Source organism: Croceitalea marina (assembly GCF_042684265.1).
Lineage (GTDB): Bacteria > Bacteroidota > Bacteroidia > Flavobacteriales > Flavobacteriaceae > Croceitalea > Croceitalea marina.
This window is the reverse complement of the sequence record NZ_JBHULB010000016.1, coordinates 45,806-62,636: the sequence shown is the minus strand read 5'-3', so window position 1 is coordinate 62,636 and position 16,831 is coordinate 45,806. Positions and strand designations below refer to the sequence as shown.

Here is a 16,831-nt window from a genome sequence, read left to right as displayed (position 1 = left end):
AGAAAAGAGGATGCCCATAAAATAAAGACACCCTCTCTTTCAAACTTTAAAAACAATTAAAGATTCAAAGAATTGATAAGTATATAGTTAATCTCTTCTTGGTTTTCTATCGCGATTATCTCTTCCGCCGCGACGGTCACCACCTCTTCTATCTCCACCTCTATCGTTTCTTGGTGGTCTTTCTACATAACCTTCAGGTTTCGGCAAAAGAGCCTTTCTTGAAACTTTCTCTTTTCTTGTTCTAGAATCAATACCAAAGTATTTTACATCGAAAACATCACCCATGTTAACTACATCGGAAACATTTTCTGTACGTTCCCAAGCCAGTTCAGAAACGTGAAGCAATACTTCGTTGCCTGGTGCATCTATATACTCTACAACAGCACCAAAGTCTAGCATCTTGATTACTTTTACTTCGTAAACGCTACCAACTTCAGGCTTAAATAGTAAAGAATCTATTTTTGCCATTACCGCGTCGATACCTTTACTACCTACACCGAGTACTTCAACAATACCTTCTTCAGTTACGGGGTCTTCGTTGATAACGATGGTCGTTTCAGTTTCTTTTTGAAGTTCTTGAATCACCTTTCCACCAGGTCCGATCAAAGCACCAATAAATTCATTTGGAATACGTCTTGTAACCATTGTTGGCGCATGATCTTTGACGTCTGCATTCGGGGCCGCTATCGTATCGGTAAGTTTTTCTAAGATATGTAAACGTCCATCACGGGCTTGTTTTAAAGCATTAACCAAGATTTCATAAGAAAGCCCTTTTACTTTAATGTCCATTTGACAAGCAGTAATACCATATGCGGTACCCGTTACTTTAAAGTCCATATCCCCTAAATGATCTTCATCACCTAAAATATCAGATAAAACAGCATATTTACCAGATTCTGTATCGGTTATCAATCCCATGGCTATACCAGAAACTGGTTTTTTCAATTGTACACCGGCATCCATTAAGGCCATTGTACCAGAACAAACCGTTGCCATAGAAGAAGAACCATTAGATTCCAATACTTCTGACACTACCCTTACGGTATAAGGGCAATCTTCAGGAACCATTCCCTTTAAAGCACGTTGTGCCAGGTTACCATGACCAACTTCTCTACGAGATGTTCCACGAATTGGTCTAGCCTCTCCAGTTGAAAAAGGAGGGAAGTTATAATGTAAGTAGAAACGTTCTTCACCTTCAAAAGATGGCATGTCAATCTGATTGGCCTCTCTAGAAGTTCCTAGAGTAACCGTTGCAAGAGCTTGAGTTTCACCTCTTGTAAAAATTGCAGAGCCATGTGTAGAAGGTAAATAATCAACTTCACACCAAATAGGACGAATTTCGTCTGTCTTACGACCATCTAAACGCAAACCTTCATTTAAGGTAAGGTCACGAACGGCCGCTTTTTCAGCTTTGTAAAAATACTTGGATATTAATCCACCATATTCTTCTTGCTCTTCTTCTGAAAAAGAAGCAATTATTTCTTCTTTAATTTCACTGAAAGCAGCGCTTCTCTCATGTTTTGCAGAGCCTGCCTTGGCTACAGCATAAACTTTGTCATAAGCAAGGTCATGTACTTTTTTAGCCAAATCTTCATCTTCTCGTTCTGGCTCGTACTCACGCACCTCTTTCTTTCCGAAAGCTTCGGCAAGTCGTATTTGTGCAGCACATTGTACTTTGATGGCTTCATGGGCGAATTTGATGGCTTCTGTCATTTCTTCCTCAGAAATTTCATCCATCTCACCTTCGACCATCATCACAGAGTCTGCAGAGGCACCGATCATCATGTCGATATCCGATTCTGCTAATTGCGCTCTTGTAGGATTAATAACGAATTCACCATTTACTCGACCTACTCTTGCTTCAGAAATAGCGCATTCAAATGGAAAATCTGATAATTGAATAGCAGCTGAAGCGGCTAAACCTGCCATTGCATCTGGCATAACATCGTCGTCATGAGACATTAATTGAATCATCACCTGAGTTTCAGAATGATAATCTTTTGGGAATAACGGACGCAATACGCGATCTACTAAACGCATGGTCAAAACCTCACCATCGCTTGGTCTCGCTTCTCTTTTAAAAAAACCGCCTGGGTAACGCCCTGCAGCAGCGAATTTTTCACGGTAATCTACAGTAAGTGGTAGAAAATCTACATCTGCTTGCTTGTAGTTAGATACAACTGTACATAATAACATACACTTGCCAGATTGTACAACAACAGAACCGTGTGCCTGTTTTGCCAATTTTCCAGTTTCGATAGAAATTTCTCTACCGTCACCGAGGTCTATGACCTCTTTAAAAGTTTTTGGAATCATAAAATTTTGTGTTGCCCTCTAATAGCGAAGGACTTGTTAAACATTTGGTCTACCGTCATCCGGACGGTCGGGTTGTGTTGTTGTGTTGACCAATGAAAAACTAAATGTAGCTTTTTGTGTTGCCTCCGTAGAGGACTTTGTAAAAATAAGGGGAAGCAAAAGCTTCCCCGTAAATTATTATTTTCTAATACCCAGCTCTTTAATAAGCTCACGATATTTTACAACATCTTTCTTTTTAAGATAGTCTAAAAGACTACGTCTTTTACCTACCAGTTTAACCAAAGAACGCTCTGTATTGTAATCTTTGTGATTTCTTTTTAAGTGCGTTGTTAAGTGGTTGATACGATGTGTGAATAACGCGATTTGCCCTTCAGTAGAACCTGTGTTGCCTTCAGAGCCGCCGTGTTTCTTAAAGATTTCGGCTTTTACTTCTTTTGTTAAATACATTCCAATATTATTTTAAATGATTTTTATGTATCTGACTGTTTCTCAATCAGGGCGCAAAGATAATTCTTTTTTTTAAAGAAAGAATCAAACATGAAATTAAACCTTTTTGCTTTTGTATTGTCATAACTACAAACGTTAAAGAATTGTTAGCGTTGTTGTAGGTTTTAAGCAAATACTAGTTCGTCTTGAAATTTACAGATTAAGCCTCATTAACAAACATTAAAATTAGAAAAGATGAAAAAGAATAGTAGAAAAGTACACTTGGTAAAAGTGTTGGTATTAGCTGCATTTACAGTAGTTTCTTGTAGTAAAGATGAAGTATCGATAGAAGAAGAAGTGGTCGCTGAAGCGGTAATTACAACTGTTGAATTAAAGTATAGTGATGAATCTGAAATGATTTCTGAAGAGATTTCTTCGATAGCGGAAGATGTTTACGCAGCAGATGAAATTTCAAGTACTTCAAAGTTCAATTATTCTTCAGATTACTTACCCGATTGTATTACGATTACAACAGTAGTAACGGATACGACCAAAGAAAAAACTATTGATTTTGGTGATGGTTGCGAATTGCCAAACGGCAATGTTATTAGTGGAACCATTAATTTGAGCTACGCTAAAGATATGGAGTTGGCCCAAAAAACATTGGCAATATCCCTTGAAAATTTTACATTCAACGGTGTTGCCGTAGAGGGTGGTGCCGATGTATTACGTTTGCGGTCTAACCAAAATGGAAACCCTCAGGCAGTTGCAAATGCCTCATTTAATGCTGCATGGCCAGATGGGGAAACAGCTTCTTTTGAAGGTACAAGAACGCGAGAATGGATAGAAGGTTATGGTAGCGGATTTTGGGGAGATAATGTTTTTTTAATAACGGGAAAAAGAACCTTTACCAATCGAGCTGGAAATTCTTTTACCAAAGAAATCATCACTCCTTTAAGGCGCGAGTTATCATGCCGGTTTATTGTAAGTGGTGTATTGGAGATTACAAGAAATGATGCTACAGCGAGTTTAGATTTTGGTGATGGTAGTTGCGATGCAAAAGGTATTCTTACCTCGCCAGATGGTTCTAGTGAAGAAATATTCTTGAGAAGGTTTTTGAAAAATTAGTAAATATTAAAAAAAAAGAGTTGGCTAACTAGCCAACTCTTTTTCTTTTCTTACTGGCTGATTGGTAATTAAATCTATGTACAAATTGACTTTGTTCTTTAAATCGCGTCGATGTGCTATAAAATCTAAGAAACCATGCTCCTTTAAGAACTCCGAAGTCTGAAAACCTTCTGGCAATTCTTTACCAGTGGTATCTTTAACAATTCTTGGGCCTGCGAAACCTATTAAGGCCCCAGGCTCCGAGATATTGATATCTCCAAGCATTGCGTATGAAGCAGTAGTGCCGCCTGTAGTTGGGTCCGTGCACAGCGATATGTATGGTATTTTGGCTTCAGCCAACTGCGCTAGTTTTGCAGAGGTTTTGGCTAATTGCATTAAGGATAGTGCTGCCTCCATCATACGTGCTCCACCCGATTTTGAAATCATCAAAAAAGGCACTTTCTTCTTTTTGGCAACATCTATAGCTCTCGCTATTTTTTCACCAACAACGCTTCCCATGGATCCTCCGATAAAGCTGAAGTCCATACAAGCTACGACCAAGTCTTTACCCATAGATTTTCCGATAGCGGCGCGAACTGCATCATTGAGTCCGGTTTTAGCTTTTGCAGCTTTTAATCGATCCGAGTATTTTTTGGTATCCTCGAATTTTAAAGGGTCTTTTGAACTGAGTTTCTCATCAAGTTCTTGAAATTTATTGTCATCAAAAAGAATTTCAAAATATTCTTTACTCCCGATGCGAACATGATAATCATCTTCTGGACTTACATAAAAGTTCTTAGCAAGATCATCAGATTCAACAATTTTTCCGGTAGGGGACTTGTACCAAAGTCCTTTAGGGGTGTCTTTCTTTTCCTCCGTCGCTGTTTGTATTCCCTTTTCCTTTCTTTTAAACCAAGCTGTCATAAAGTTAGATATTAAAGGGTGTTTACATTATTTAAATCTTCAAAAGCCTGTTTCAATCTTGCAACGAATGTCTTTTCGCCTTCACGCAACCAAACCCTAGGGTCATAGTGTTTTTTGTTAGGAGCATCGTCACCATCTGGATTACCGATTTGAGATTTTAAATACTCCGATTTTGTACCGATGTAATCTCTGATTCCGCTCATAAAAGCGTACTGTAGATCCGTATCGATGTTCATTTTAATAACACCATAACTTATTCCTTCACGAATTTCTTCAACGGTAGAACCCGACCCGCCATGAAAAACAAAATCAATATGATTGTGTTCTACTCCATATTTTTCAGAAATGAACTCTTGAGAATTCTTTAGAATCTTTGGAGTCAATTTTACATTACCTGGCTTGTATACGCCATGAACATTACCAAAAGCAGCGGCAATTGTAAATTGAGGGCTAACTTTACTTAATTCTTCATATGCATAAGCTACCTCTTCTGGTTGTGTATATAATTTAGAATCATCTACATCTGTATTGTCCACACCATCTTCTTCCCCACCTGTAATACCCAATTCAATTTCTAAGGTCATATCCATTTTACTCATACGCTCAAGATATTGCTTGCAGATAGCTATATTTTCCTCGATTGGTTCTTCAGAAAGATCTATCATATGTGAGCTGAACAATGACTTGCCCGTTTCCTCAAAATGTTTTTCACTAGCGTCCAATAGACCATCAATCCAAGGTAATAGCTTTTTTGCGCAGTGATCAGTATGCAGAATCACTGAAACACCATAAGCCTCAGCTAAGGTGTGAACATGTTTTGCGCCGGCAACAGCACCTGCTATAGCTGCTTTTTGACCATCATTGCTTAAACCTTTTCCGGCATTGAATTGGGCACCACCATTCGAAAATTGAATTATTACAGGAGCATTTAAATCTCTCGCCGTTTCTAGAACACCATTTATAGTGTCTGATCCAATTACGTTAACGGCAGGTAATGCATAGTTGTTGGCTTTTGCGTGATTAAAGATGTTCTGTACTTCTTTACCGGTTGCAACACCTGGTTTTATGTTGTGGGACATATGATTTTTGTTAGTTAGCGATTTAAGTAAGAAACAAAAGTAATAAAATAATTAGGCTTAAAAAGGATAATTAATTCCGATATTGAAGACAGACTCATTGAGATTAAAATCGGTAAACCATCTTTCTGAACCAATGCGCGCCGGGTTGTGGGTTTTAAAGCCTAAATCAAATCTGAAAACAAAATAGCTTAGGTCATACCTAAGTCCAAAACCGGTGCCTAAAGCAATATCCCCTAAAGAACTAAAACCATTGAACGTGGCTTCTGTATCGTTTACATTGTCAAAAACATTCCAAATATTGCCTGCATCTGCAAAAAGAGCACCTTTGATATCTCCTACAATCGGGAAACGGTACTCTAGGTTAAAACCAAGCTTAAAATTAGCTTCATTAAAGTCGTTTACATTTTCAGTTCTTCCAGGTCCTAAAGAATACACTTGCCAGGCACGATTATCATTTGCACCTCCTCCGAAATAACTACGAACAAAAGGTATGCTGCTCGAATTGCCATAGGGTACAGCTAGACCGAAAAGACTTCTAAATGCCAAAACGCTACCTTTATCCAAGTCCCAATGTTTTATGTATTCCATATCGGTTTTAAAATACTGAGAAAATGGTATGCCGTAAACCAGCTTTTGGCCATTATCATCGGTGTTAAAAGGAATAAAGCTTGAGAAGGCGGACAAGACGTTTCCTGCACTTTCTAGTTGAAGTCTGTATTGATAAAAACTATTGTCATTGGTGTCGATACGGTTGTTCTTCTGAAAAGTGAAGTTAGAAGAGAAAATAAGGTTGTTTTCTGTTAAACGTCTTTGGCGTTCTTCAATACTTCTTACATTGCCAAGATCTTCATTATCAATGGGAAAACCAGCTGCGGTCACCGAATTTATAAATCCAGTTGTACCATTGGGAATGCCCAGTCTAAATGGATTTGCAGGATTATCGGCATCGACTACAAAAAAATCGGCAAGTTCAGGAAACTCTGTTGGGTCATCAAAATTATCAGCAATTGCATCTAATTGTTGATATGAATTATTGTAAACATTAAAAAAGTTTTCGGCATTTGTATTACGAACAAACTCAATCGATATTAATTCTAAGGTGTTTTTTACAAAGTTAGATGGTGACCAATTATAGGCAAGTGAAGTGTTAAAAACCTGTTTGTCCAAACCAATGTTTTGTTGAAAATTGGTTCCGATAGATAATCGTGTTTGGGGCAACATGTAATATGGAATTACCTTTTCTGTATTCAGTGGAAACCAAATTCTAGGAAAAGTAAGGTTGATGTCTCCTCCAATTTCTGAGGTGAACGTTTCTTCAGAAAGTGATTGATCACTTAAAACACCAATGGAGCCTCTCACTGAAAAACTAAGTGTTTCCGCGCCTCCAAAGACGTTTCTGGCAAAAACAGAGCCACTTAAAGCCGTGCCTACTACTTGAATGTCGGATCTTGAAATATCAAAATCAAGCCCCAAAGAATATTTAGATCTTGCAGCCAAATAGATATTCGTAATCAAACGAGATTGAATTGTGTCTTGCTCAAAATCGATATTCGGATACTTGAAGGTATTGAGGTTGGTAATCTGTCTTTGGGTTCGAATTCTATCCAAATCCCTATAAATGCTATCTTTTTCAAAGAAAATAGCGTCTGTCAAGGCATTAGGCTTATATCGAAGTCGATCTTTGTAATAAATAGTATAGCCTTCGTGTTCAATAGACTGCATTGAGTCTATGTCTTGATTAAACAAATAATCTGCGTAAATATTTATTTTTTCGAAACGATGAACCTTGTATTCTTGCGATTTTGATTGGTCATTGGAGCCGACAAAGTTTTTAATGTTCAACTGAACATCCATTTTCTGGTCATCCCTAAGTTTTGTAGTGTCCCTTAAAATGTCAAAACTTATTGAGCTTTCCTGAAAATTATAAACACCAGAATTTCTAAAGACCGATGTTAATCGTTGGCGCTCTCTGTTGAAATTAGCTAAATCAAACTGTTCTTTTTCTTTGACAAAAGAACCTTCTTTATTGTCTAGATATAAAGAGTCTATGTCTGATGACAGAATGCGGGTTGATAACGAATCGACACTGTAGGGCTTGCCAAGAATAACATTGTAGTCAATTTCGGCCCGCTTTCTTTTTTTCTTAGGTAGAATGGTATAAGAAGCGGTGTTGTTAAAATAACCTTTACTGCCATAGTAGGCCTGTAAGCGTTCTGTAGACTTTCTTGTTTTAGTGGTATCTATAATTGCAGGTGCCTCACCTACACGTTTCAAAAAATTACTGTAACCTTTTACAAAGAAAGATTCTCCTAAACGGTTGACTTGCTTTTTTGATAAAAAAGAATTTAACCGCTGTTCGCGCTTTTCTTTTCTATGCAACCAATTTTGATAAGAAGAATCAGGATTTTCTTTTGCAAGATTGTATAGATTCAATCTAAGAGGATAACCAAAAAGGCTGCTATTGGGTTTTTGCGAAATAAGGTTTTTGACCTGGTCTTCACTTATTTTGATGCTATCTGCATAAATGGTGTTCTTTGTGAGCAGAAATTCATTTTCGCCTACTTTTTTAATTGCATTGCATGAAGATAAAATAAGTAGTAGCAAGAATACTCCTATTTTTGCCCTGAAATGACCAAGAACGTTTATTATCTTCATTGGGGGTAAAATTACATGATTTAACATGGTTAGCAAAAACCAACTCAAACTGATTAAGAGCTTACATCAAAAAAAGTACCGAAATGAACACGGTCTCTTTTTTGTTGAAGGATTAAAGACTGTCAAAGAGCTTCTAAATTCAGATTTAAACCTTTTTGAACTTTATGCAACAAAGCAATATAGTGGAGATTTTCTAGAATTGGAGATTCATGATATAACTGAAAACGATTTAAAAAAGATTAGTGCTTTGCGCCAGCCGAGTGGTGTTTTGGCAGTTTTTCAGATGCCAAAAACTAGAAAAGTGGATTTTGGCAATTGGGTGATGGTGCTAGATGATGTGAGAGACCCAGGAAATCTAGGGGCCATTATACGACTTTGCGATTGGTTCGGAATTGAACATATCGTATGTTCTAATGAAACAGTAGATGTGTTTAACCCTAAAGTGCTTCAAGCTACTATGGGTTCAATCGCCCGAGTAAATGTGGTTTATCAAGATTTAGAACCGTTTTTGGCGAAAGCTAGCTTGCCCGTTTACGGAACTTACATGCAAGGAGCTTCCATTTATAAAGAAGATTTTCCCAAATCAGGAGTTTTAATTATGGGTAATGAGGCTAACGGAATAGCACCTAAACTTAAAGCTAATATAGATAAGAGCGTAACGATACCACAATTTGGTAATCTAACAGCGGAAAGCTTGAATGTAGCCACCGCGACCGCAATTGTACTCAGCGAAATTAGGAGTAACAGTTAAATTTTTCGGCCAGGCTTACTCAAAAGTAAAGTTAATAAAGATTCCGCGTGTTCTAACGGCATTAAGGTTGCCTGTCCATGGACTGCTAGGGTCGTCATCAGCTACCAATTCATTGGTCAAGGCAAAAACACCTCTGATGGATGGAGTGAACTTAAAAAATTCAGTATAAAAATCTACGCCGAACCCAAGTTCGTAACCGTAGACATTCTTTTTCATTCTAAAAGTGCCGCTACTATTATCATCTAAGCTATCTTCATTGGCGCCTAAATTAACGGCAGCATAACCTCCTCCAATGATAAAAGGCTTAAAATTGTTAAAACGCTTTGTGCTAAGTTTTAGTAATAGTGGAAATCGAATGTAAGTGGATCGAACTTCCCTTATAGCTTCATTCTCAGTCGTAAAGCCGGGAAACCCAAGAATTCTCTGTGAATAGAGTAAACCTGGTTCAAATCTAACATCAACAAATTCATTGATGCGCATTTCGCCAATGAGTCCCACATTAAAACCAAAAGTTTTGTCTACGAGTACGTCTTGACCGATGTCATTTTCATATTCAAACTGAAAATCGTATTGGTTGACACCAAGGTAGTAACCCCAGTTCAATAGGGTCTTATCCTCATTTTGAAGATTTATGATGGGGTCTTTTTTAAACTGCGCATGAAGATTGTTTGTGACCAGAATAAGGGCCAGCAAGACAAGTAAGTTTTTCATCTATTTATTTTGACGCTACGTATATAGTTGCCACCCCAAATGTCTGAGGTTTGTTCTCTATACCTATAAACCCGATTTTTGCCAAAATATTGTTGAAAGCTTTACCATGAGGAAAGATAGCTGCCGATTCTGAAAGATAATTGTAGGCAACTTTGTCTTTTGAAAATAACTTTCCGATGGCAGGTAAGATATATTTGGCGTAAATGGTATAACCTTGCTTAAATGGTGTTTTGGTAGGAACGGAAGTTTCTAAAATTGCTAAAGTGCCGTTTGGGGCCAAAACGCGATAAATTTCTTGAAGTCCTTTTTCTAAATTTTCAAAATTCCGTACTCCAAAGGCCACTGTTATGGCATCGAAAGCATTATCCTTGAAGTCTAGATTTTCACTATCACCAACAACCATTTCAATAGTGTTATCTAGTTTTTTTTCGTTCACTTTATCAATTCCGACTTCTAACATCCCGGTAGAAATATCTAGGCCTACTATTTTTTTTGCCCCGGTCTTTACCATTGCAATGGCTAAATCACCAGTACCGGTCGCAATATCAAGAATACTATTTGGTTTGGCACTACCGACAAGTTTTACTACTCTTTTTCGCCATTTGGTATCTATGCCTAAAGAAATAACCCTGTTTAATCCATCATAATTTTTTGAGATGGCATCGAACATTTTGGTCACCTGTGCCTTTTTGTCTAAATTGGAATCTTTATATGGAATTACTTTTTTTGCCATTTCGAAAATTGAGATGCAAAGATACAACTTGAACGAAGAGTCTTCGATATCGTTTAGAAGCAAAATAAAATGTGTAATTTTGCCTATAAATCTGAAACTATCCCGCTGTATGGGCGAAAGTTTTGACCAACGAACAAACTATTCCTTTCCTCAAACTGCTCAATTTATTGAAATTGTTTATAGTTAAAAAAATCATTTTAGGTTAATGAAGATAATTATTGCAGGTGCTGGAGAAGTAGGCTTCCATTTGGCTAAACTATTGTCTTATGAGTCTCAAGACATCACCTTGATCGACACGGATAAAGAAAGTCTTTCTTATGCTGATAATCACCTAGATATTAGAGTTTTAAAAGGGGACGCTACTTCCGTTTCCGTATTGCAAGATGCCAATGTTGAAAACTCTGATTTGGTAATTGGGGTTACGGCTTCTGAGACAACCAATCTCACCTTGTGTTTTTTGGCCAAACAATTAGGTAGTAAAAAAACTATTGCTAGAATTTCGAATACCGAATTTGTAGATAATAAAGAGCTTATAAAATTTGATGAGTTAGGTGTTGATGAGCTCATATCACCAGAAGAACTGGCAGCAACGGAGATACAGTTGTTGCTGAACCAATCTGCATTTAACGATACATACGAGTTTGAAGAAGGTTTATTGACCATGGTGGGCGTGTTTTTGCCTAAAAACGCTCCTTTTGTTGGTAAGATGGTGAAGGAAGCTGCCAATATTTTTCCGGAGCTTCATTTTATGCCCATTGCCCTGCAAAGAATGGGCACGCAATATACGGTAATACCAAGAGGAGATACTATTTTTAAAGAGGGTGACCAATTGTATTTTATCACCTCTGCCGAAGGTGTAGATGAGTTGTACAAACTCATTGGCATGAAAAAGAAAGAGATAAAAAACGTTATGATTCTTGGTGGTAGTAAAGTTGGCTGTAAAACCGCACATTACCTCTGTAATAAAAGATTTAATGTAAAGCTCTTCGAAAAAAATAAGGATAAAGCTTTTGAAATAGTAGATAATTTGCCCAATGCCTTGGTGATTAACGGTGATGGTAGAAATGTGGAGCTATTGGACGAAGAGAGTATTGAGTCGATGGACGCGTTTATAGCTGTTACCGGTAATTCTGAGACAAACATTATGTCTTGCCTAGTGGCAAAGTCCAAAGGGATCAAGAAAACAATTGCTTTAGTGGAAAACATGGATTACTTTCAGCTTTCGCAGTCAATAGGCATAGATACTTTGATCAATAAAAAGCTGTTGGCCGCAAACAATATTTTTAGGTACATACGTAGAGGCGAGGTCTTGGCCTTGACTAGGTTAATCAACTTAAATGCTGAAATTTTAGAATTCGAAGTAAAGCCGACATCCCTTGTAAATGGAGAAATTATAAAAGAATTGGATTTTCCCAGAGATGCTATTATCGGTGGTGTAATAAGAAATGGAAAAGGAATTATCGCTTTGGGAGATTTCAAGATTTTACAAGGCGATAAGGTAGTCGTTTGTAGTCTTCCAAAGGCAATTTCAAAAATTGAAAAACTGTTTTTATAATGGGACTTAATCTAAGGATTATTGTTCATATAATGGGTTTATTGCTGCTATGTAATGGTGGTTTTATGCTCGTGGCCGCTTTGGTAAGTGGTATTTATATGGATGGCGCAACCTTAGATTTGGCAATGGCGGCAATTGTTACTCTACTGGTTGGGGTAATGGCTATGTTCTATACCCGAGGACATCGTAAAGAAGTGAAACGTAAAGAAGGATACATTATCGTCACTTTTGGATGGTTGGTCATGTCATTGTCTGGCGTACTACCTTATCTTTTTTCTGGGGCGGTACCCTCGGTTACAGATGCTTTTTTTGAAACTATTTCGGGTTATACAACTACTGGAGCATCAATTTTGAATGATATAGAGAGCTTGCCAAAAGGTATTTTGTTTTGGCGAAGTCTTACCCATTGGATAGGAGGTATGGGTATCATTGTGCTGGCCATTGCAATACTACCGTTATTAGGTATTGGTGGCATGCAATTATTTGCGGCTGAAGCTCCCGGCCCAGGAGGGGATAAGCTTCATCCTAGAATTACCGATACTGCAAAACGACTTTGGTTTATTTATGTTGGTTATACTGTTGCGGAGACTATTCTGTTAAAACTAGCGGGCATGTCTTTTTTCGATGCGATGAACCATGCATTGGCAACTTTGTCGACAGGTGGGTTTTCTACAAAAAATGGAAGTGTCGCATACTGGAACAATCAGCCCATAATTCAATATATTATCATTGTATTTATGTTTTTGGCGGGCACTAATTTTGTGATAAGTTACTTTGCTTTTACCAAAAAAATACAACGTGTTATTAAAGATGAAGAGTTTAAGGTCTATTCTTTTTTTATAATCGGATTTACTTTAGTGGCTTTCTTTATTGTACTGCTTCAGGCAGATGTTCAAATTTCAGAATATCATCCACAAGTTTGGGGTAAGACCGAAAGTGCTTTTAGGCATGCCTTATTTCAGGTGTTGGCAATAGTCACTACCACAGGTTTTGTTACTGCAGATTTCACCAATTGGACGCCTTTTCTTACCGTATTTTTCTTTGGTTTAATGTTTTTAGGGGGTTCCGCTGGTTCTACTTCTGGAGGCATAAAAGTAATGCGTCATCTATTAATTATTAAGAACGGAATTTTAGAGTTTAAGCGAACACTTCATACGAATGCCATTATACCGGTTAGATATAACAACAAAACGGTCACAGAACATATTGTATACAATATCATTGCCTTTTTTGTGCTGTATATGTTACTTTTTATCATTGGGGCACTGGTCTTGGCATTTTTAGGTTTGGACTTTGAATCTGCAATCGGAGGTGCTGCGTCATCTCTTGGGAATGTAGGGCCCGCTTTAGGGGACTTAAACCCAGTGGTGAATTTTAGTGAATTACCTGCGTTCGGAAAATGGTGGTGCGGCTTCCTTATGTTGTTAGGAAGGTTAGAGTTATTTACCGTGCTAATTTTATTTACGCCTTTCTTCTGGAAGCGTACTTGAGTATTATACTACAGCTTTGATCCGAGCAACAGCCTCTTTAATCTCTTCTTGTGACGCTGCGTAAGAAATCCGTATTCCCTTTGGATTGCCAAATGCATCACCTGTAACAGTAGCTACATTGGCATTTTCGAGAATATACATGGCAAAGTCAGAAGCATTATTTATTTGGGTACCATTTAAGGTTTTACCGAAATAGGCAGATACATCGGGGAAAACATAGAATGCGCCTTCTGGTTCGTTGCATTTGAACCCTTCGATGCCATTTAGTAATTCAAGAATCAATTTTCTTCTAACCTTAAACTCATCTACCATATATTGAACACGGTCAGGAGATTCTGTCAATGCTGTAATTACGGCACGTTGGGCAATACAGTTAGCTCCACTGGTCACTTGCCCTTGTAGTTTATTGCAAGCACGAGCGATGTAAGAGGGCGCGCCAATGTAACCAATACGCCATCCCGTCATAGCGAAGGCTTTTGCGACACCGTTTACGGTTACCGTTCGATTATACATATCCTCAAATTGCGCCATTGAAGCGTGCGAAGTAACACCGTAATTGATGTGCTCATAAATTTCATCACTTACCACAATGATTTGAGGGTGCTTTTGAAGAACATCGGCCAAAGCCCTAAGTTCTTCTTTACTATAAATTGAACCACTTGGGTTGCATGGTGAGCTATACCATAACATTTTGGTTTTTGGAGTGATGGCACCTTCCAATTGTTCAGCGGTCATTTTAAAATCGTTCTCAATTGAAGTCGGCACTTCAACGGGTACACCGTCGGCTAATTTTACAATATCACTATAACTTACCCAGTATGGGCAAGGCAGAATAACTTCATCACCCTTATTTAAGATTACTTGGGCAACGTTGTACAAAGCTTGCTTGGCCCCGGTAGAAACTACAATTTGCGAAGGTTCGTACGTTATTGAATTGTCTCTTTTGAACTTTGTAATGATGGCTTGTTTTAGTTCAACATAACCATCAACAGGTGTATAAGAATTATAACCATCGTTAACGGCTTGAATAGCCGCATCTTTTATATAATCTGGCGTGTTAAAGTCAGGTTCCCCTAAACTCAAACCAATAATGTCTTTACCTGAAGCTCTTAATTCACGTGCCTTAGCTGCCATTTCAAGGGTAGCGGAAGGAGTAACGCTATTTATCCTGTCCGAAAGTTGGTTGCTCATTATATGATGTGATTTCTAATATTGTAAAGAAGGTTGTTTACCCAGTTCTCTCAAATGTTTGAAGTGCGAAATTATTGCTTTTCTTGTAGTTTTATATTCATTATAAGGCAAATCGAACTCCTTAGCCGTTTGTTTCACAATTTTAGAGATTTTTGTGTAATGTACATGGCTGATATTCGGAAAAATATGATGTTCGACCTGATGGTTTAAACCACCTGTAAACCAATTGATAATTCTATTTTTAGTACCGAAATTTACTGTCGTGAACAACTGGTGAATTGCCCAAGTGTTTTTCATGGTTCCACTTTCGTCTGGTAAAGGAGTCTGGGCGTCGTCAACGATATGTGCTAATTGAAATACAACGCTCAAAATTACCCCGGCTACGTAATGCATAATAAAAAAGCCCAATAAGACCTGCCACGATGGAATATCAACAAGAACTAGCGGAAGTATGATCCAAATCGTTACATATAATATCTTGGTAATAACCAATGTACTCCAATTAATAACCGGGCTAGGTAATTTGCCATAAGACAACTTACGTTTCATATATCTGTACATCTGTTGAAAATCGGTTGTTATCGCCCAATTAAAGGTCAACAAACCATATAAAAAGATAGAATAGAAGTGTTGAAATTTATGATGTTTTTTCCACTCTGCATGTTTTGAGAAGCGCAGTATTCTGCCAGCTTCCATATCTTCATCATGTTCGTGAATATTGGTATACGTGTGATGCAAAACATTATGCTGAACTTGCCAGTTGTAAACATTACCGGCCAGAATGTAGATACTACTGCCCATCAGCTTATTTACCCATTTTTTGTTCGAATATGCACCGTGGTTGCCATCATGCATTACATTCATTCCAACACCGGCCATACCTACGCCCATAACTATGGACAAAAGCAAGTAGCCCCAAAAAGGAAGGTCAAGGGTTAGTATTAAAAAATATGGTGTTAGAAACAGTGAAAACATCACGATTGTCTTCAAATGAAGTCTCCAATTGCCAGTTTTCTTGATTTTATTTTCGTTGAAATATTGATTGACTCTTTTATTAAGCGTTCTAAAGAATTGTGCGGAATCTTTTCTTGAAAACCTGATTGTATCCTTCTCCATTTACTAAAAATTTTACATTACAAAGGTAACTAAATTGAAAGTCTGAAAAGTTAGTGTTTTGTGAAAACGTTTTTAAGGTGTTAAAAGTATTATTTTTACCGAGTTTAACATACATCGATGACTGCCGAAATTGTCTTTAAATACTTTACAGATCTTACAGAAATCCAAAGAGCGCAATTTATACGATTAAATAGCCTTTATCAAGATTGGAATCAAAAAATTAATGTGGTTTCTAGAAAAGATATTGATGAGCTTTATGTCAGGCATGTACTTCATTCTCTGGGAATAGCCAAAATTCAACGATTTAATGAGGGTGCTCAGGTTTTGGACGTTGGAACAGGAGGGGGCTTTCCAGGAATACCGCTGGCCATTCTATTCCCAGAAACCAAATTCACGCTGGTTGATGCAATCGGGAAAAAAATTAAGGTGGTGGAAGAAGTCATAGAAGGACTTCAACTTGAGAATATAAGTGCACATCATTCAAGAGTTGAAGATTTGCCTGGGCAGTTCGATTTTATCGTTAGTAGAGCGGTAGCAGCTATGCCTACATTCGTGCATTGGACCAAGGGCAAAATAAAAAAAGATTCTGTTCATGAGCGAAAAAACGGTATTCTTTACCTTAAGGGAGGTGATTTGACCAATGAATTGAAAGACTACAAGAACGCACAGGTTTTTGCCCTGCCTGAATTTTTTGAAGAGGATTTTTTTGAAACCAAAAAAGTGGTATACCTACCCCAGAAGTATAAAGCTAACTTGTGAGAAAAGTTTTAGAGGTAC

14 protein-coding genes are annotated in these 16,831 nt (G+C 37.7%); 5 read left to right on the top strand and 9 right to left on the bottom strand.

Annotated elements, in window-relative coordinates; all coding sequences use genetic code 11:
* Positions 1-87 precede the first annotated feature (87 nt).
* Complete coding sequence (locus ACFSQJ_RS11840; protein WP_377767170.1) at positions 88-2,316, bottom strand: polyribonucleotide nucleotidyltransferase; 2,229 nt, start codon at positions 2,314-2,316, stop codon at positions 88-90.
* A gap of 177 nt (positions 2,317-2,493) precedes the next feature.
* Positions 2,494-2,763, bottom strand: a complete 270-nt coding sequence (gene rpsO / locus ACFSQJ_RS11835; protein WP_377767169.1) for a 30S ribosomal protein S15 — start codon at positions 2,761-2,763, stop codon at positions 2,494-2,496.
* A 234-nt stretch (positions 2,764-2,997) separates the two neighbouring features.
* Here rpsO and ACFSQJ_RS11830 point away from each other — a divergent pair, with 234 nt between their 5' ends.
* A complete protein-coding gene (locus ACFSQJ_RS11830; protein ID WP_377767168.1) occupies positions 2,998-3,870 on the top strand; it encodes a hypothetical protein in 873 nt (290 codons plus the stop codon).
* A 24-nt stretch (positions 3,871-3,894) separates the two neighbouring features.
* Here the strand turns inward: ACFSQJ_RS11830 and accD are convergent, their stop codons facing one another.
* Genes accD through tamL form a run of 3 tightly spaced genes read right to left on the bottom strand, consistent with a single transcriptional unit; the run spans position 3,895 to position 8,507 of the window.
* Positions 3,895-4,773, bottom strand: coding sequence for an acetyl-CoA carboxylase, carboxyltransferase subunit beta (gene accD, locus ACFSQJ_RS11825; RefSeq protein WP_377767167.1), 879 nt, complete (start codon positions 4,771-4,773; stop codon positions 3,895-3,897).
* Positions 4,774-4,784: 11 nt separating this feature from the next.
* A complete protein-coding gene (gene fbaA, locus ACFSQJ_RS11820) occupies positions 4,785-5,852 on the bottom strand; it encodes a class II fructose-bisphosphate aldolase (protein WP_377767166.1) in 1,068 nt (355 codons plus the stop codon).
* Between the two features lie 57 nt (positions 5,853-5,909).
* Positions 5,910-8,507, bottom strand: a complete 2,598-nt coding sequence (tamL, locus tag ACFSQJ_RS11815) for a translocation and assembly module lipoprotein TamL (protein WP_377767165.1) — start codon at positions 8,505-8,507, stop codon at positions 5,910-5,912.
* Positions 8,508-8,532: 25 nt separating this feature from the next.
* Here tamL and ACFSQJ_RS11810 point away from each other — a divergent pair, with 25 nt between their 5' ends.
* Positions 8,533-9,258: a TrmH family RNA methyltransferase gene (locus tag ACFSQJ_RS11810; protein WP_377767164.1), complete on the top strand. Its 726-nt coding sequence runs from the start codon at positions 8,533-8,535 to the stop codon at positions 9,256-9,258.
* A gap of 15 nt (positions 9,259-9,273) precedes the next feature.
* Here ACFSQJ_RS11810 and porT read toward each other — a convergent pair whose 3' ends face one another.
* Positions 9,274-9,969, bottom strand: a complete 696-nt coding sequence (gene porT / locus ACFSQJ_RS11805; RefSeq protein WP_377767163.1) for a type IX secretion/gliding motility protein PorT/SprT — start codon at positions 9,967-9,969, stop codon at positions 9,274-9,276.
* A 4-nt stretch (positions 9,970-9,973) separates the two neighbouring features.
* A complete protein-coding gene (gene ubiE, locus ACFSQJ_RS11800) occupies positions 9,974-10,702 on the bottom strand; it encodes a bifunctional demethylmenaquinone methyltransferase/2-methoxy-6-polyprenyl-1,4-benzoquinol methylase UbiE (RefSeq protein ID WP_377767162.1) in 729 nt (242 codons plus the stop codon).
* A gap of 205 nt (positions 10,703-10,907) precedes the next feature.
* On the opposite strand from ubiE, the gene trkA reads away from it, so the two are divergent.
* Together trkA and ACFSQJ_RS11790 are read left to right on the top strand one after the other, a co-directional pair.
* Positions 10,908-12,257 carry a Trk system potassium transporter TrkA gene (gene trkA, locus ACFSQJ_RS11795; RefSeq protein WP_377767160.1) on the top strand — a complete coding sequence of 450 codons (1,350 nt, stop codon included), beginning with the start codon at positions 10,908-10,910 and terminating at the stop codon, positions 12,255-12,257.
* On the top strand, positions 12,257-13,747 hold the full coding sequence (locus ACFSQJ_RS11790) for a TrkH family potassium uptake protein (protein WP_377767159.1): 1,491 nt from the start codon (positions 12,257-12,259) through the stop codon (positions 13,745-13,747). Before trkA ends, ACFSQJ_RS11790 begins: the two co-directional genes overlap by 1 nt.
* Before the next feature lie 3 nt (positions 13,748-13,750).
* Here ACFSQJ_RS11790 and ACFSQJ_RS11785 read toward each other — a convergent pair whose 3' ends face one another.
* Positions 13,751-14,938: a pyridoxal phosphate-dependent aminotransferase gene (locus ACFSQJ_RS11785; protein WP_377767158.1), complete on the bottom strand. Its 1,188-nt coding sequence runs from the start codon at positions 14,936-14,938 to the stop codon at positions 13,751-13,753.
* 15 nt (positions 14,939-14,953) lie between these two features.
* A complete protein-coding gene (locus ACFSQJ_RS11780) occupies positions 14,954-16,054 on the bottom strand; it encodes a fatty acid desaturase family protein (RefSeq protein ID WP_377767157.1) in 1,101 nt (366 codons plus the stop codon).
* Between the two features lie 117 nt (positions 16,055-16,171).
* Here ACFSQJ_RS11780 and rsmG point away from each other — a divergent pair, with 117 nt between their 5' ends.
* A complete protein-coding gene (gene rsmG, locus ACFSQJ_RS11775; RefSeq protein ID WP_377767155.1) occupies positions 16,172-16,813 on the top strand; it encodes a 16S rRNA (guanine(527)-N(7))-methyltransferase RsmG in 642 nt (213 codons plus the stop codon).
* Positions 16,814-16,831 lie beyond the last annotated feature (18 nt).